General features: G+C 72.3%; 14 protein-coding genes and 1 riboswitch. Of the genes, 4 read left to right on the forward strand and 10 right to left on the reverse strand.

Translation table 11 applies throughout. From position 1 onward, the window contains the following. Positions 1 to 43: 43 nt before the first annotated feature. A complete protein-coding gene (locus ACYU8V_RS21010) occupies positions 44 to 502 on the reverse strand; it encodes an SRPBCC family protein (protein ID WP_460850185.1) in 459 nt (152 codons plus the stop codon). Between the two features lie 23 nt (positions 503 to 525). Here ACYU8V_RS21010 and ACYU8V_RS21015 point away from each other — a divergent pair, with 23 nt between their 5' ends. Genes ACYU8V_RS21015 through ACYU8V_RS21025 form a run of 3 tightly spaced genes read left to right on the forward strand, consistent with a single transcriptional unit; the run spans position 526 to position 3,478 of the window. After that, positions 526 to 1,392, forward strand: coding sequence for an EamA family transporter (locus tag ACYU8V_RS21015; protein ID WP_460850186.1), 867 nt, complete (start codon positions 526 to 528; stop codon positions 1,390 to 1,392). Between the two features lie 20 nt (positions 1,393 to 1,412). Beyond that, complete coding sequence (locus ACYU8V_RS21020) at positions 1,413 to 2,336, forward strand: alpha/beta fold hydrolase (protein WP_460850187.1); 924 nt, start codon at positions 1,413 to 1,415, stop codon at positions 2,334 to 2,336. Continuing rightward, positions 2,336 to 3,478 (forward strand): PQQ-dependent sugar dehydrogenase, encoded by a 1,143-nt coding sequence (locus ACYU8V_RS21025; protein ID WP_460850188.1) that lies wholly within the window; start codon positions 2,336 to 2,338, stop codon positions 3,476 to 3,478. Before ACYU8V_RS21020 ends, ACYU8V_RS21025 begins: the two co-directional genes overlap by 1 nt. Here the strand turns inward: ACYU8V_RS21025 and ACYU8V_RS21030 are convergent. Genes ACYU8V_RS21030 through ACYU8V_RS21050 form a run of 5 tightly spaced genes read right to left on the reverse strand, consistent with a single transcriptional unit; the run spans position 3,475 to position 9,391 of the window. Further along, positions 3,475 to 4,314, reverse strand: coding sequence for an ECF transporter S component (locus tag ACYU8V_RS21030; RefSeq protein ID WP_460850189.1), 840 nt, complete (start codon positions 4,312 to 4,314; stop codon positions 3,475 to 3,477). The genes ACYU8V_RS21025 and ACYU8V_RS21030 overlap by 4 nt on opposite strands. Next, a complete protein-coding gene (locus ACYU8V_RS21035; protein WP_460850190.1) occupies positions 4,311 to 5,930 on the reverse strand; it encodes an ABC transporter ATP-binding protein in 1,620 nt (539 codons plus the stop codon). The genes ACYU8V_RS21030 and ACYU8V_RS21035 overlap by 4 nt, the downstream gene beginning before the upstream one ends. Then, entirely contained in the window at positions 5,930 to 7,048 is a 1,119-nt protein-coding gene (locus ACYU8V_RS21040) for an energy-coupling factor transporter transmembrane component T (protein ID WP_460850191.1), read from the reverse strand. The genes ACYU8V_RS21035 and ACYU8V_RS21040 overlap by 1 nt, the downstream gene beginning before the upstream one ends. 1 nt (position 7,049) lies before the next feature. Then, positions 7,050 to 7,907, reverse strand: a complete 858-nt coding sequence (locus tag ACYU8V_RS21045; protein ID WP_460850192.1) for a hypothetical protein — start codon at positions 7,905 to 7,907, stop codon at positions 7,050 to 7,052. Next, a complete protein-coding gene (locus ACYU8V_RS21050; protein ID WP_460850193.1) occupies positions 7,907 to 9,391 on the reverse strand; it encodes a prenyltransferase/squalene oxidase repeat-containing protein in 1,485 nt (494 codons plus the stop codon). Before ACYU8V_RS21050 ends, ACYU8V_RS21045 begins: the two co-directional genes overlap by 1 nt. 75 nt (positions 9,392 to 9,466) lie before the next feature. After that, positions 9,467 to 9,587: riboswitch (cobalamin riboswitch) on the reverse strand. A 343-nt stretch (positions 9,588 to 9,930) separates the two neighbouring features. Between ACYU8V_RS21050 and ACYU8V_RS21055 the strand changes: the two genes are divergently transcribed. Then, positions 9,931 to 11,136 (forward strand): HNH endonuclease signature motif containing protein, encoded by a 1,206-nt coding sequence (locus ACYU8V_RS21055; protein WP_460850194.1) that lies wholly within the window; start codon positions 9,931 to 9,933, stop codon positions 11,134 to 11,136. Between the two features lie 353 nt (positions 11,137 to 11,489). On the opposite strand, the gene ACYU8V_RS21060 is transcribed toward ACYU8V_RS21055, so the two are convergent. From ACYU8V_RS21060 to gatC, 4 genes are read right to left on the reverse strand one after another with little or no spacing between them, the layout of a single operon-like run. Next, positions 11,490 to 12,308 carry an NYN domain-containing protein gene (locus ACYU8V_RS21060; protein ID WP_460850195.1) on the reverse strand — a complete coding sequence of 273 codons (819 nt, stop codon included), beginning with the start codon at positions 12,306 to 12,308 and terminating at the stop codon, positions 11,490 to 11,492. 1 nt (position 12,309) lies between these two features. After that, entirely contained in the window at positions 12,310 to 13,803 is a 1,494-nt protein-coding gene (gene gatB, locus ACYU8V_RS21065; RefSeq protein WP_460850196.1) for an Asp-tRNA(Asn)/Glu-tRNA(Gln) amidotransferase subunit GatB, read from the reverse strand. Continuing rightward, the gene (gene gatA / locus ACYU8V_RS21070) at positions 13,803 to 15,311 is read right to left on the reverse strand and encodes an Asp-tRNA(Asn)/Glu-tRNA(Gln) amidotransferase subunit GatA (protein ID WP_460850197.1); all 1,509 of its coding nucleotides are present in this window, start codon (positions 15,309 to 15,311) and stop codon (positions 13,803 to 13,805) included. The genes gatB and gatA overlap by 1 nt, the downstream gene beginning before the upstream one ends. Then, positions 15,308 to 15,607: an Asp-tRNA(Asn)/Glu-tRNA(Gln) amidotransferase subunit GatC gene (gene gatC, locus ACYU8V_RS21075; protein ID WP_460850198.1), complete on the reverse strand. Its 300-nt coding sequence runs from the start codon at positions 15,605 to 15,607 to the stop codon at positions 15,308 to 15,310. Before gatC ends, gatA begins: the two co-directional genes overlap by 4 nt. Between the last annotated feature and the right edge of the window lie 82 nt (positions 15,608 to 15,689).

Consider the following 15,689-nt stretch of genomic DNA (forward strand, 5'->3'; position numbering starts at 1 on the left):
ATCGCCTCCGCATGTGACCCTCAACGAGCGCGACGGGGAGCGGTCACGCGGTGTCGGTCCGCTCGGCGACGGCCTTGAGCCGGGCCAGGCCCTTGTCGAAGTCCTTGCCGATGGCGTTGTCGAGGAACAGCCGCCCCATCAGCGCGAACAGCGGGTTGCGGTCGCCGCCCATGGTCCACGTGACGCGGGTGCCGCCCTCGACCGGCACCAGCTCGAAGGACACCTCGTTGCTGGCGCGGAACGGCTTGACGAAGACGAGGCCGACGTCGATCTGCGAGGCCGAGATCGCGGTGAAGGTCATCGTGCCCTCGCCGGCCTTGCTGTTGCCCTTCCAGTGGTACGTCGCCCCGACGCCCTCGCCGTCGTAGGTGCGCTGCAGGGCGGGGTCGCGGTCCTCCCAGGGCGACCACTTCGGCCACTCGTGGAAGTCGGCGATCAGCGCGTGGATCGTGGTGGCCGGGGCCGCGATGACGGTCTCGCGGGAGTGGGAGAAGGACGCCATACGGCTGACCCTAGGGTGATCGGGTGTCGGTCCGCACCCATCGCCCCTCCTTGGGCACGGCGCTCGCGCTCGTGGTCGTCGGGATCGTCTCGGTGCAGGCGGGCGCCGCGTTCGCGAAGGGCCTGTTCGACGAGATCAGCCCGAGCGCGATGGTGTGGCTGCGGCTGGTCACGAGCACGGTCGTGCTGCTGCTCGTCGCCCGGCCGCGGCTGACCGGGCGCAGCCGGGAGGACTGGCTGACCGTCGTCGGGTTCGCGATCTGCCTGGCCACGATGAACCTGGCGATCTACGAGTCGTTCTCCCGGATCCCTCTCGGGGTCGCGGTCACGATCGAGTTCCTGGGACCCCTGGCGCTCGCGGTGGCCGGGTCCCACCGGCCCCGCGACCTGGTCTGGGCGGGACTGGCCGGCGCCGGCGTCGTACTCCTCGGAGCGCAGCGGGGCAGCTGGGACTGGACGGGGGCTGCCCTCGCCCTGCTGGCGGGCGCCGCCTGGGCCGGCTACATCCTGCTCAGCGCCCGGACCGGCCGGCACTGGCAGGGCCTGGACGGGCTGGCGGTCGCGAGCCTGATCGCCACCGTGCTGCTGACGCCCGGTCTGCTGCGGATCGGCGACCGCCTCACCGAGCCGCACATCGTGCTCTCCGGCGTCGCCGTCGGCATGCTCAGCTCGGTGATCCCCTACAGCGCCGAGATCACCGCCCTGCGCCGTGTCCCGACCGCCACGATGGGCGTGCTGATGAGCCTCGAGCCCGCCGCCGCCGCACTCACCGCGCTGGTCATCATCGGCGAGCACCTGCGTCCCGTGCAGTGGCTGGCGATCGTGTGCGTCGTGGTGGCGAGCATCGGCGCCACGCGCGCGACGGACGCGACGACACCGCCCCGGGACTGAGCATCGGGCACAATCAGCCCATGCCCACAGAACCGACGAGTGCCGCGCAGGCGGAGCAGGCCCACCTCGGCTTCCGCGACATCCTGTCCGACGACGGCACGTTCCTGCGGGCCTGGACCAACGACCCGGCCGGTGTCATCGACGGCCCGACGGTCGTGCTGTGCAACGGCCTCGGCACCAACGCCTACATGTGGCCCAAGCTGCTCGACCCGTCCTGCGGCGTACGCGTCGTGTCGTGGAACCATCGCGGCGTGGGCGGCTCCGAGCGCCCCGCCGACCACAGCCACGTCGAGATCGAGCACTTCGTCCAGGACGGGCTCTCCGTGATGGACCACTTCGGGATCGACCGGGCCGTCCTGATGGGCTGGTCGATGGGCGTCAACACGATGTTCGAGATGGCGTACCGCCACCCCGAGCGCGTGGCCGGCCTGTTCGCCATGTGCGGGGTGCCCGGCGACACCTTCGCCACCATGCTCGGCCCGCTGCACCTGCCGCACTTCGTGGCGCGCGCGCTCACCGTCAACGTCTGCCGGGTCGCGAAGTACGCCGGCTGGCTGGCCACGCCGATCACGACCCGGCTGCCCATCGGCGCCAAGGCGGTCCGGCTGATCAGCCACAGCGGCTTCATGTTCCCCGTGGCCGACCCGGAGGCCGTGGCGCTCGGGCTCGACGAGTTCCGCACCACCCCGGTCGAGTGGTACGCCCACCTGGCCATCTCCACGTCCCGGCACGCCCGGGTCAGCCTCAGCGCGATCCAGGTGCCGTGCCGCTTCGTCGCCGCCTCCTGGGACGTCCTCGCCGGCGCCCGGGACATGGCGAGCGCCGCCGAGCGCCTCGCCGACGCCGACTACATCGAGCTGCGCGGGTCGCACTTCCTGCAGCTGGAGAAGCCGGACAAGGTGCACGAGCTGCTGCTGGAGTTCCTCGAGCGGGTGGACGCCTGATGCGGTTCGGCCGCACCGCGGCGGCGGTCGCCGCGATCGGCGTACTCACCACCCTGAGCGGGTGTGGCGGCAACGCGGTGACGATCACCGTCGCGCCGTCCATGACGGCGGTGCCGACCGTGGCGGAGAGCGTCCCCGCGACCTTCGACGGCGTGCCCGACGTCATCGGCACGGCCGCCTCGAAGCTGACCACCCCGTGGGGCATCGCCTTCCTCAGCAACGGTGTCGCAGTCGTCACCGAGCGCACCACCGGCCGGGTCCTGCTGCTCAACCCCGGTGACGACGGCGGCGCAGCGACCGTCACCGACCTCGGCAGGATCAAGGGCCTCAACACCAAGGGCGACGGCGGTCTGCTCGGCGTGGCCGTGTCGCCCACCTTCGACGCCGACCGGTCGCTCTACTTCTACGAGACGACGAAGAAGGACAACAGGATCGTCCAGATGCCGCTCACCGACGCGGGCCTGGGCCGGGGCAAGAACGTCCTGACCGGCATCCCGCGCGGCGCGCACGACAACGGCGGGCAGCTGGCGTTCGGCCCCGACGGCTACCTGTACGTCGGCACCGGCGACGCCGGCAAGCCGCAGCTGGCGCAGTCGAAGAAGTCGCTCGCGGGCAAGATCCTGCGGATCGCCGGCGACGGCTCGGGCGCGCCCGGCAACCCGGGCAAGAACCAGGTCTGGGCGCGCGGCTTCCGCGACGTCCTGGGCCTCGCCTTCGACGGCGACGGCCAGCTGTGGGCCACCGACGACGGCCCCAGCCAGGACGAGCTCAACCGGGTGCTGCCCGGCAGCAACGGCGCGTGGCCGGTCCACGAGGGTGCGGGCGGGAGCAAGAAGAGGTTCATCCGCCCCTCCGTCACCTGGGCCCCGTCGCGGGCCACGCCGGGCGGGCTGGCGTTCGTGGGCGGCTACCTGTGGCTGACCGGCGTACGCGGCCAGGCGCTGTGGCGGGTCAAGGTCGACAGCGGCGCGGTCGGCGACTCGACGCCGTACTTCGCGGGCAGCGGCAAGCACCCCAGCAAGTACGGCGCCCTCCGCATCGTCGCCCTCTCCCCCAACGGTCAGCTGTGGCTCGGCACCAGCAACACCGAGGGCCGCAAGCACCCCGCCGGCGACGACCGGCTGCTGCGGATCCAGCCCTAGGCGACCGACTCGACAGCTTCGACCGGCTCGACCCGGTCGACCCGGTCGACCCGGTCGACCCGTGCCCGTCGGGCCGCGCGGCGCAGCGTGGTGAGCACCGCCGGACCGAGCACCGCGATCGCGACGGCGTTGGTGAGCGCGCGGCCGGTGTCCCAGCCACCGGTCGAGGTGAGCAGCGTGTAGACCAGGAAGCGGCGCAGGTTCTCCACCAGCGCGCCGCCGGGGACGTAGGCGATCTGGCTCGAGTCGTGCCCGGGGATCGCCAGGCCCGCGATGAACGGCCAGCCCCACAGGTTCATCAACAGCCCGTACAGGTACGCCGCCGCGATGCCGTAGCCGACGAGCAGCACGATCTCGGCCCGCCCGCGGGGCCGGCGCGGCAGGAGGCCCGCGCCCAGCCCGACCCAGCCCGCCACGAGCATCTGGAAGGGCAGCCAGGGACCGACGCCGGCGGTGAGCAGGGCCGACCCGAGCAGCGACGTACAGCCCAGGAGGAAGCCGAAGCCCGGGCCGAAGACGCGGCCACCGAGGATGAGCAGGAAGAACACGAGCTCCAGTCCGCCGGTGCCCGCGCTGAAGCCGCGCAGGGCGGCGTTGACCGCGCTCAGGACGCCGAGGATGGCGAGCGCGCGCGAGTCCATGCCGCCCTCGGACAGCTCGGCCAGGACCACCGCGAGCAGCAGCGGGAGGAGCAGCAGGAAGAGGAACGGCGGGTCGACGCGCGGGCTGCTCGGGTCGGTGCGCAGGATCAGCGGCCAGCCCAGCATCATCAGGCCGATGACGGTGACCAGGGCGAGCACGACGCCGGAGCGCAGCCGCAGCGGGATCGCGCTCATGGGGCCCCCTCGAGGGCGGTCGCGACCTCGTCGACGGTGAGCCAGCCCGGGCCGAGGACCTTCGTGGTCTGCGGCGCGAACGCCGGCGACTCCGCCAGCACCTCGCGCACCGGGCCCTGGGAGACGACCTCGCCGTCGGCCAGCACGACGACCCGGTCGGCCACTTGGGCGACGAACTCGACGTCGTGGGTCGCCACGAACACGGTGCGGCCGCCGGCCGCGAGCAGTTGGAGGGCGTCGGCGAGGGCCCGCTTGGCGGCGTAGTCCAGGCCTCGCGTGGGCTCGTCGAGGAGCAGCAGCGGAGGGGCGTCGGTGAGCACGATGGCGACCGCGAGGGCGAGCCGCTGGCCCTCGGAGAGGTCGCGCGGGTGGGTCTCGCCCGGGATGCCGGGGGCGATCGTGTCGAGCAGCTTGGCGCACGCCCCCGGGGTCGCGCCGGCAGCCTCGTCCGCTGCGGCGCACTCCTCGGCCACGGTCTCGAGGTAGAGCAGGTCGGCGGGCGTCTGCGGCACCAGCCCGACGACGGTACGCCGCTGCTGCGGCTTGAGGGTCGCCGGATCGCGGCCGTCGATCCGGACGGTGCCGGTGGCCGGGACGTGGCGGCCCTGCAGGGTCCACAGCAGCGTCGACTTGCCCGCGCCGTTGCGGCCCATCAGCGCGGTGATCGTGCCGGCGGCGAGCTCCAGGCTGACGTCGGTCAGTGCCGGGGTGCGGTGGTGGAGGACGGTCACCCTCTCCACCCGGGTCGTCAGGTTGTGGGCGGCCCCTGGGCCGGTCACAACCTGACGACCCGGGGGTGCGGGGGGTGCGGGGGGTGCCGGGAGGTCGGGGCGGAGGCGGCGCGCCTCCCGCACGGTCAGCGGCAGCGGGTCCCAGCCCAGCAGCCGGCCCAGCTCCACCAGGGGCGGCGCGACCGGGCTGTCGGTGAGGATCGCCGCGGTCGGGCCGGCGCGCAGGGTGCCCGAGCCGTCGAGCACCGCCATCCGGTCCGCGAACGGGACGACCCGCTCCAGCCGGTGCTCGGCGACCAGCACCGAGACGTCGAGGTCGTGGACGAGCCGGGTGATCGTGGCCAGGACGTCCTCGGCCGCGGTCGGGTCGAGCGCCGAGGTCGGCTCGTCCAGGACCAGCAGCCGCGGGTGCGTGGTGAGCACCGTGCCGATCGCGACGCGCTGCTGCTGACCGCCCGAGAGCGTGCGCAGGTCGCGGTGGCGCAGGTCGGCGATGCCGAGCAGGTCCAGGGTCTCCTCGACCCGGCGCCGCATCGTGGCCGGCGCCAGGCCCAGCTGCTCCATGCCGAAGGCGAGCTCCTCCTCGACGGTGTCGGTGACGAACCACGCTGGCGGGTTCTGCCCGACGAAGCCGATCGCGTGCGCGCGCTCGCGAGCCGGCAGGTCGATGATCGACTCCCCGTCGAGCAGTACGTCGCCGCTCAGCCGGCCGCCGGTGTACGCCGGCACCAGGCCGGCCACCACGCCGAGCAGCGTCGACTTGCCGACCCCGGTCGGGCCGCCGAGGACGATCAGCTCCCCCGGGTCGATCCGCAGGTCGATGCGGTCGAGGACCGGTCGCGCGCTGTCGGCGTACCTCAGAGTGATGTGGCGCAGCTCGAGCATCAGGCGGCCACCGCCTGCGGGTGGGGCGCGGGGGTCGCGGTGAGGCGGCGCAGCGGCGGCGGGGCGATCCAGAGCGGGAGCAGGCCGAGCAGGAGCGCCGCGACCGCCGCGACCGTGACCGGCGGCCAGGCGTCCACGGGAGGCTGCGCCACGGCGACGTCGGTGTGGCGCACCAGCCAGCCGGCCACGCCGACCGCGAGCCCGCTCAGGGCGACGGCGGTCTCGATGGCGGTCCACCGCTCGGCGCGGTAGCGGGTCCGGTGGACCCGGCGCCCGGCCGCCACGAAGCCGACCAGGGCCGCGCCGACACCGAGCACGAGCATCGGCACGGCGAGCAGCCGCGGAGCGGTCTGGTCGAGCATCGCGTAGACGCCGACGGCCACCCCGCACAGCCCGGCGATGAGCAGGGCACCGGTCCGCCGGCGCTCGCTGGCCGTCGCCTGACCGGCCCGGCCGTAGCCCCGGGCGTCCATGCCGGCGGCCAGGGACAGCGAGCGCTCGAAGGCGTCCTCGAGGATCGGCACCAGCGTCCGGCGTACGCCTCGGATCCGGCGGAACCTCCCCGTCGGTCCGCCGCGCAGGGCCTGCGCGGCGCGGATCCGGGCGGCGCTGTCGGCGAGCTGCGGGATGACCGTGATCGCCACGACCATCGCCGTGCCGATCTCGTAGAGCGCGGGAGGCAGCGAGCGCATCAGGCGCTTGGGGTTGGCCAGTGCGTTCGCCGCCCCGACGGCGACCAGGATGGCCGCGAGCCGCAGGCCGTCGTCGAGCGCGACCAGGAGCTCCTCGCGGGTGAACGGGCCGAGCAGGGTGATGCCGGCCGCCCAGGACGGCAGCGGGACCTGCGGCAGCGGCAGGATCGTGTGCCCTGCGCTGCTGGTGCCGAGGACGATCGCGAACAGCACCCGGGTGAGGACCACCACGACCGCCAGCCACAGGTAGAGCCGGAAGGACCGGGCCCAGGTCTGGTCCGACCGGCAGGTCAGCACGGTCACGGCCGCGACCGCCATCAGCATCAGCAGCAGGACCGGGTTGGTGAGGAAGGAGGCGTACGTCGCCAGCCCGATCGCCCAGCACCACCAGGCCACCGGGTGGAGGTCGCGCGGCACCCTGCTCACGTCAGCCCCGACGTCGCCGCAGGATCGGTACGGCGGCGGCCGCGCCGATCACCACGACACCGAGCCCGATGGCGATCCAGGTGGCCGGGCCCTTGCTCTTGTCGGCGGGGACGTCCGGTGGCGGGCCGGCCGCCACCTGGTCGATGGTGGGCAGGCTCGGGGTGTCGCTCGGGAGCGGGGCGTGCGTCGTGGGCGGCACGTCGGCGTGCTTCGTTCCGCGGCTGGGCGTCGCGGTGGTGGGTGCCGACGTCGCGGTCGTGGCGGCCGTGGGCGTCGGCGCGGCCGTGGTGGTCGCGGAGGCGGGTGGTGCCACGGCGTGGTGGTGATGGTGCGGGGTCGGGGCCGCCGTGGGGGTGGGGGTCGGGGTCGGCGTGGGCTTGGCCTGCCGTGGCGTCGGCACCACCCCGGGCGGGTTGTTGCCGGACTGGGTGTCCCACGAGAACCCGACGTACCCACCGGCAGGGACCTTCAGCGACTTCACGCCCTGGCTGGCGTAGTGCCAGGTCCCGTCCTTGCCGTCGGACCACCACAGGCTCCAGTAGGCGTCGGACTGGGTGCAGTCGTGGTCGCTCGGCAGCCCGTTGACCGTGCACACGTAGCCGGCCATGCCGCCGGTGGTCAGCTCGCCGAGGGTGAACCCGGCCGCGTTGAAGTTGGTCTCGGCGTAGTGGCCGTCGACCGGGTCGCAGCCCTTACGCTCCTGGTAGCCGCCGAGGCCGTTGTAGTCGACGACGACGATGATCCCGGTGTCGTAGGCGCACCCGCCGGCCGCGTGCGCGACCCGCGCCGAGACGCCCACCAGCCCGATCGCCGCGACCAGCGCGGCGACCAGGCTGAGGCCGACGGTGCGTGCTGCCATCACCGGACCGTGAAGGACGTCTGTCCCTTGCGGGTGGTGAAGCGGCCCACGGCGTACACGGTCTTCGTGCCGGCGCTGCGGCCCACGTTGAGGCTCGCGCCGAACCAACCCTCGGCGGTGGCGGAGCCCGAGGCGACGACGACGCCCTTGTAGGTCAGCTTGACGCGCTCACCGGGGTACAGGCCCTTGACGACGACCCGCTCCGAGCCGCCCTTGGCGATGGTGGGCCGGCTGACGCTGACGGGCAGCGTCTTCGGCGCCAGGGCGACGACGGTCTTCGCCGCGGTCGCGCCGGCCACCTTGAGGATCGCCTTGTAGGAACGGGTTCCGGCCGGGAACGCGAACTGGTGACTGGTGGCGCTGACGCCCACCACGTCGCGGTTCTTGCCCATCAGCGACAGGCAGCCCCGCTGGCCGTTGACGAGCCCCTGCACCGCGACCGGCTGGGTCGCTCCCGCACGCACCCAGCGGGTAGCGACGGCGAGCGGCGCGGTCGACGCGGCGTGGACCTGCATGGCCGGGAAGGACTGGATCGTCGCCTCGTACCAGTCGTAGCCGTACGGGTCGGTCAGCCCGTCCGTCTCGCCGTTCGCCAGCGCGGAGTCGCTCGCAGCGACGGCACCGGCCTGGGTGCTGAGCTTGCGGTCGCACGCGGAGCCGGAGACCTGGTGGCGGCGGAGCCACACGGCGGCCTTCGCCACCGGACCCGTGTCCCCGTGCAACTGGAGCGCCTGGGCGGCCAGTCCGGTCGAGTTGCCGCTCTCCGAGCCGAAGGCGAGCCAGGCGCCGCTGCTCTGCTGGGTGGACGTCAGGTAGGAGATGCCCTTGGTGATCGCGTCGTCGACGCCGGGCGTCGCGGAGTTCTCGAGCGGGATCAGTGCCATCAACGCGTCGGCGGTGTCGTCGGGGGTCGAGACCGAGCCGCTGTCCCATCCGCCGTCGGAGTTCTGCATGGCGACCAGCGCGGCGACCGCCTTGTCCCACTCCGTGCAGGAGCACGTCCAGTCCTTGCCCGCGCTGAGGGCCTGGACCGCCAGGCCCTGGGACCAGCCGCCCTCGTAGCCGCCTTCGGGCATGACACCGGTCGTGTCGTCGATGGCGGTCTCGACCTTGGCGACCAGGTCGCCGTCCACCGTGGTCGGGTCGACGCCGGCGAGGTCGTAGAAGACCGCCGCCTGGGCAGCGGCGAGACCGGTCGTCGCGTAGCCACTGATCCCGGCGTCCACGGCCGACTTGATCCGGTCGATCGTCGCCTGGTCTCCGCCGTGGCGGGCGAGCGCCGTGCCGAAGTCGATCGTCGCACCGAGGCTGCCGTCGACCAGGTTGTCGGAGCCGAGCTGCCGCGTGAGCCAGGAGATCGCTGCGTCGTCGGGCGCCGGGGCGGTCACGGCCTCCGCGGACGGCGCGACGAGGGTGAGGCCGGCGGCGAGCACGGCGCTGCCGAGGCCGGCGGCGGCGTACTTCCGCATCGGACGGAGGAGCATGGTGATCCTTCCCGCTGCAGTCAGCGGGCTGCGGCTCTGCGGCCGCCCGACCCGCTGCGTTCCACGACAGCGCTGGTGCCAGGACGTCCCGTGCCAGGTGCTCCGGCTCGCCGTGTCCCCCGATGAACACGGCCCACGGTTGCGGGTCAGCGCCGGACTCGGACCGGCTTCCCCCACCACGGGCGTGATGAATGTTGACCTGAGGGTAACCCGGGGGGCGGGTCGGGCCCCAACCGTGCTGGGCGGGTGGGCACTCTCGGGGTTGGTGTGGGCGGCCGCACCTTAGCCGCCCGGTCCCCGGCGTCAAGGCTGCTCGCTGCGCTCGCACCGCTGCGCGGCGCCTGCGGCGGCCTTGACCCCGGGTCCTTACCGGGCGGCTGAACGGCGCGGAGTCGGCACGGGCTTCGCCCGCGCCGCCGCTTCGCGGCCGCCCACCAAACCCGTCCCGACCTGGGAAAACTCTCGTCGAAGCCTTCCACCGGCGTTCGAACAGGTGTACTATGAGAGGTAGTTGATCAGTCCGTCTCGGGGAGCTCCTCATGGTCGCAGGAACGGTGTCGTTGCACCCGATCCTCGCGTGCGCGCGGTCTCTTCAGAACGACCTCGCGGCAGTCGCGGACATGCCGGCCGACTACCTCCGTACTCGCGACAAAGCCGACTTGTTGACCGACCTGGCCAAGGTCAAGGCCCAGCTCGCCGAGCTGGAGCTCCGAGTCCTCGCTGCAGCCGCGGATGTGGCCGAGGAGCACGGGTCCCGTGACGCCGGCTGCTGGCTCGCCCACACCACCCGCATCACCTCCTCCGCCGGCCGCGCCCAACTGCGGCTGGCCGAGTCGCTCGAGGCTCACCCGCTCACCGCGGCCGCGATGCGCGAAGGCGCGGTGAACGAGGCCCAGGCGAGGGTGATCATCCGGTCGGTCGACAAGCTGTCCGACGCCGTCGACCAATCGGTCCGGGCCCAGGCCGAGGCGCACCTGATCGAGCTGGCCGCGATCTATGACCCGAAGGACCTTCAGGTGCTCGGCACCAAGATCCTCGAAGTCGTCGCATCCGACATCGCCGAAGCCGAGCTCGGCAAGCAGCTCGAACGCGAGGAACAGGCCGCACGGGACGAGGTCGCCATCCGCATCCGCAAACGCGGGAACGGGATCACCCGCTGGATCTGCGACCTCCCCGACTCCGTCTCCGAACGAGCCCTCACCTACCTCGAAGCCCAAGACTCCCCGAGGGTCACCCAAACCCGATCCCGGAACAGGGGCGAGGCGTTCTGCCGACTCCTCGAACTACTCGACCCCAAGCGACTCCCCGACCACGGTGGCGACGCCACCACCGTCATGGTCACCATCCCCCTCGAGACCCTCACCCACGAGCTGGGCTCGGCGATGCTCGGCGACACCGCCATCTCCGCCAGTGAGGCACGGCGGCTCGCCTGCACCGCGAAGATCATCCCCGTCGTCCTCGGCGGGAAGTCCGAACCCCTCGACCTCGGCAGATCCCGCCGACTCTTCGAACCACCCCAACGCAAAGCCATGCGAATCCGCGACAAGCGCTGCCGTGCGGAAGGGTGCGCGATCCCCGCAGCCTGGTGCGAAGCACATCATTTGAAGCCGTGGTCGGAGGGCGGGAGGACCGACCTCGCCGACGGCGTACTGCTCTGCTCCCACCACCATCACCGAGCCCACGACACCCGCTACGACATGACCAAGCTCGCCACCGGCGACTACAGGTTCCACCGCCGGACATAGACGCCCCGGGGCGCATGGTCGGATGCCGCTCGTGACGACGGGTCAGGTGACCCATCGTCCGTAGCGCCCTGCGCGACCCCCTCGACGAGTGCGGGCACGGGTTCGCAGTAGAAGATCGCCCACGCAGGCGATCTCGGCCCCGCGGCACAAGACGAACCGCCCTGGCGGCCGCGAAGCGGCGGCGCGGGCGAAGCCCGTGCCGTTGTCGCGCCGTCCAGCTCGTCGTCCGGGACCCGCAGTCAAGGAGGCCGAAGGCACCGCGCAGCGGCGCCGAAGGCGTCCTTGACTGCGGGTGACGACGAGCTAAGGTGCGGCCGCCCCGACCAGCCCCGAAGCCCAGACCTACTCCGAGCTCACGACCGCCTGTCGCGCACGCTCACCGTTGTGGTGCCCTCGTCGCGCAGCTCGAAGAGGTCGATCTCCTTGAGCAGCTTGGTCCAGGTGGCGTAGCCGTAGTTGCGGGGGTCGATCGACGACTGGTTGCGGATCTGCTGGCCGACCGTGCTGACCCGCACGAAGCCGTCCTCCTCCGAGGCGGCGGACTCGATCACGTTGCGCAGCAGCTTGATCAGCCGGGCGTCGCGCTTGAGCGCCTTGCCGTCGACCCGCTCGGGGGTCGGCTTCGCCTCGTCCGGCTCGGGACCGGCCACAGTCGCGGCGGGCTCGACCGCCTTGGTCGGCGCCTTCCGCGTGCGCTTGGTCGGCATCGTCCTCGGCGGCTCGGCCGCCGTGGTCTCGGAGCCCTTGCCGAGCTGGTCCACGATGGTGAACTGCGTGCAGGCGCTCTTGAACGGCGCGGGCGTGTTCGCCCGGCCGTACCCGTAGACAGCCCGGCCCTTCTCCCGCAGGTAGTGCACGAGCGGGGTGAAGTCCGAGTCGCTGGACATGATCGCGAACGCGTCGGGCTGCGAGGAGTGCAGCAGCTCCACGGCGTCGATGGCGAGCGCCATGTCGGCCGCGTTCTTCTGCTTGGTCAGGTCGAACTGCTGCATCGGCCGGATCGCCGACTCGTGCAGCTCCTCGATCCACGCCTTCAGCTCGGACTTGGTCCAGTTGCCGTAGGCGCGGCGGATGCTGCACTCGCCGTACCGCGCAAGGTCGTTGAGTACGTCGCCGACCTTGCCCGCGGGCGCGTTGTCCGCGTCGATGAGCAGCGCGATGCGCAGCGTCATCTCAGGACAGCTTCTCGAGGATCAGCTCTCGCACGCGGGCCGCGTCGGCCTGACCGCGGGTGGCCTTCATGACCCCACCGATGATCGCGCCGATCGCGCCCATGTTGCCGCCGCGGATCTTGGCGGCGACGTCGGGCTGGGCGGCCAGGGCGTCGTCGATCGCGGCGATCAGCGGACCGTCGTCGGAGACCAGCGCCAGGCCGCGCTTCTCGATCACCTCGGCGGGCGTGCCCTCACCGGCGATGAGACCGTCGAACACCGACCGCGCGAGCTTGTCGTTGATCGTCTTCGCGTCGACCAGCGCCTGCACCTCGGCCACCTGTGCCGGCGTGACACCGACCTCGGCCAGCTCGACCCCGGTGTCGTTGGCGCGGCGCAGCAGCTCGGCGACCCACCACTTGCGCGCCGACTGCGGCGCCGTACCGCAGGCCACGGTCTGCTCGATCAGCGGCAGCGCGCCGGCCGCCCAGACGTCCCGCATCTCCAGGTCGGAGAAGCCGTACTCCTCCTGCAGGCGCACCTTCTTCGCCGTCGGGTTCTCCGGCAGCGTGCCGCGCAGCTCCTCGACCCACTCCCGCGAGGGAGCCACCGGCACGAGGTCCGGCTCGGGGAAGTAGCGGTAGTCCTCGGCGTCGGACTTCTCCCGGCCCGACGACGTGGTGCCGTCGGTCTCGTGGAAGTGCCGCGTCTCCTGCAGGACCTTCCCGCCGGCGTCGAGGATGCCGGCGTGGCGCGACATCTCGTAGCGCACCGCCCGCTCGACCGAGCGCAGCGAGTTGACGTTCTTGGTCTCCGAACGGGTGCCCAAGACATCGGAACCCTTCGGCGCGAGCGAGAGGTTCACGTCGGCACGGATCGAGCCCTGGTCCATCCGGGCGTCCGAGACGCCGAGCGCGACGATCAGGTCGCGCAGCTGGGCGACGTACGCGCGGGCGATGAGCGGCGCCTTCGCGCCGGCCCCGACGATCGGCCGCGTCACGATCTCGATCAGCGGGATGCCGGCCCGGTTGTAGTCGACCAGCGAGTAGTCCGCGCCGTGGATCCGGCCGGTCGCCCCACCCACGTGGGTGGACTTCCCGGTGTCCTCCTCCATGTGGGCGCGCTCGATCTCGACCCGGAAGGTCTCCCCGTCGACTTCGACGTCCATGAAGCCGTCGAAGGCGATCGGCTCGTCGTACTGCGAGGTCTGGAAGTTCTTCGGCATGTCCGGGTAGAAGTAGTTCTTCCGCGCGAACCGGCACCACTCGGCGATCGAGCAGTTGAGCGCGAGGCCGATCCGGATCGCCGACTCCACGGCCTTCGCGTTGACCACGGGCATCGCGCCGGGCAGGCCGAGACAGGTCGGGCAGACCTGGGTGTTCGGCGCGGCGCCGAACTCCGTCGGGCAGCCGCAGAACATCTTGGTCGCGGTGTTGAGCTCGACGTGGACCTCCAGGCCCAGCGCCGGGTCGTACGCCGCCACGACCTCGTCGAAGTCGACCAGCACCTCGCCCATCACTTGCCCTCCTGCCCGTACGCCGACGGCACGATCGGGCCGCCCCACTGCTCGTGCAACGCGGCCTCGAGCGCCGCACCCACCCGGTAGAGCCGCGCGTCCTCGAGCACCGGAGCGAGGAACTGGATGCCGGTCGGCAGGCCGTCCTCGGACGAGACGCCGGACGGGATCGAGATGCCCGGGACGCCCGCCAGGTTCGCCGGAATGGTGGCGAGGTCCTGCAGGTACATCGACAGCGGGTCGTCGGCCTTCTCGCCGATCGGCCACGCGGTCGACGGCGCCGTCGGCGAGACGAGCACGTCGACCTGTTCGAAGGCCTTGCGGAAGTCCTCGATGATCAGCGTGCGGATCTTCTGCGCCTGCCCGTAGTAGGCGTCGTAGTAGCCCGACGAGAGCGCGTAGGTGCCGACGATGATGCGGCGCTTGACCTCGTTGCCGAAGCCCGCGTCGCGCGAGGCCCGCATGACGTCCTCGGCGCTCGGGTCGCCGTCCGGCGTGACGCGCAGGCCGTAGCGCATGGCGTCGAACTTGGCGAGGTTCGAGGAGCACTCGGCCGGCAGGATCAGGTAGTAGGCGGCCATCGCGTGCACGAAGCTCGGCAGCGAGACCTCGACGACCTCGGCGCCCATGCCCTTGAGCAGGGCGATCGACTCGTCGAAGCGCTCGACCACGTCGGCGGCCCACGCGTCGCCCTGGAGCTCGGTGACCACACCCACCCGCAGCCCGCTCAGGTCGCCGGCCGCACCGGAGCGCGCGGCCTCGACGAGGCCGTCGACCGGCGTGGCGACGGAGGTGGAGTCGAGCGGGTCGTGCCCGCCGATCAGCTCCTGCAGCAGCGCCGCGTCGAGCACCGTGCGGGTGACCGGGCCGAGCTGGTCCAGGGAGTTGGCCAGCGCGATGACGCCGTACCGCGAGACCGAGCCGTACGTCGGCTTCACCCCGACCGTGCCCGTCATGGCGCCGGGCTGGCGGATCGAGCCGCCGGTGTCGGAGCCGATCGCGAGCGGGGCCTGGAAGGCGGCGACGGCCGCGGCCGAGCCGCCGCCCGAGCCGCCCGGGATCCGGTCCAGCGCCCACGGGTTGCGGGTGGCGCCGTACGCGCTGTTCTCGGTGGAGGAGCCCATCGCGAACTCGTCCATGTTGGTCTTGCCCAGGATCGGCAGCCCGGCCGCCCTGATCCTGGCGGTCACCGTGCCGTCGTACGGCGGGATCCAGCCCTCGAGGATCTTCGAGCCGGCGGTCGTCGGCAGCCCGGAGGTGCACAGCACGTCCTTGATGGCGATCGGGACGCCGTCCAGCTCGTGCAGCGGCGCACCGGCCGCGCGGCGGGCGTCGGAGGCGGCGGCCTGGGCCAGCGCACCCTCCGCGTCCACGTGCAGGAACGCGTTGAGGTCCTCGTCGGTGGCCGCGATCTGGTCGAGGTGCGCCTGCACCAGCTCGACGGAGGTGACCTCGCCCGCGGCGAGGGCGGCGGCCTGCTCGGCGGCCGTCGTGGCGATCAGGCTCACTGCTCGTCCCCCAGGATCCGCGGGACGGAGAACTTGCCGTCCTCCTGGGCGGGAGCGCCGGACAGCGCCTGCTCGGGCGTCAGCCCCGGGCGTACGACGTCCTCGCGGAACACGTTGGTCATCGGGATCGGGTGCGACGTGGCGACCACGTCGTCACCCGCCACGCCCTGGATGGACGCCACCGACTCGAGGATCACGTTGAGCTGGGGCGCGAGATGGTCCAGCTCGGCATCGGACAGGTCGATCCGGGCGAGGTCGGCCAGGTGGCGCACCTCGTCGCGGGAGAGTTCGGGCATGGCGCCAATCCTAGGCAGCGGCGGCCCGCCCGCCCCCACCGGTCCGGACCCCTTGACCTACACGCTGTAACCCACCTAGCCT

Source organism: Nocardioides ultimimeridianus, from assembly GCF_054777895.1.

Coding starts and splice junctions, on each gene's coding strand:
- ACYU8V_RS21055 (WP_460850194.1), top strand. CDS start 9,931: ATGGTCGCAGGAACGGTGTCGTTGCACCCGATCCTCGCGTGCGCGCGG.
- gatC (WP_460850198.1), bottom strand. CDS start 15,607: ATGCCCGAACTCTCCCGCGACGAGGTGCGCCACCTGGCCGACCTCGCC.
- ACYU8V_RS21045 (WP_460850192.1), bottom strand. CDS start 7,907: ATGGCAGCACGCACCGTCGGCCTCAGCCTGGTCGCCGCGCTGGTCGCG.
- ACYU8V_RS21060 (WP_460850195.1), bottom strand. CDS start 12,308: ATGACGCTGCGCATCGCGCTGCTCATCGACGCGGACAACGCGCCCGCG.
- ACYU8V_RS21035 (WP_460850190.1), bottom strand. CDS start 5,930: ATGCTCGAGCTGCGCCACATCACTCTGAGGTACGCCGACAGCGCGCGA.
- gatB (WP_460850196.1), bottom strand. CDS start 13,803: ATGGGCGAGGTGCTGGTCGACTTCGACGAGGTCGTGGCGGCGTACGAC.
- ACYU8V_RS21025 (WP_460850188.1), top strand. CDS start 2,336: ATGCGGTTCGGCCGCACCGCGGCGGCGGTCGCCGCGATCGGCGTACTC.
- ACYU8V_RS21020 (WP_460850187.1), top strand. CDS start 1,413: ATGCCCACAGAACCGACGAGTGCCGCGCAGGCGGAGCAGGCCCACCTC.
- ACYU8V_RS21010 (WP_460850185.1), bottom strand. CDS start 502: ATGGCGTCCTTCTCCCACTCCCGCGAGACCGTCATCGCGGCCCCGGCC.
- ACYU8V_RS21030 (WP_460850189.1), bottom strand. CDS start 4,314: ATGAGCGCGATCCCGCTGCGGCTGCGCTCCGGCGTCGTGCTCGCCCTG.
- ACYU8V_RS21050 (WP_460850193.1), bottom strand. CDS start 9,391: ATGCTCCTCCGTCCGATGCGGAAGTACGCCGCCGCCGGCCTCGGCAGC.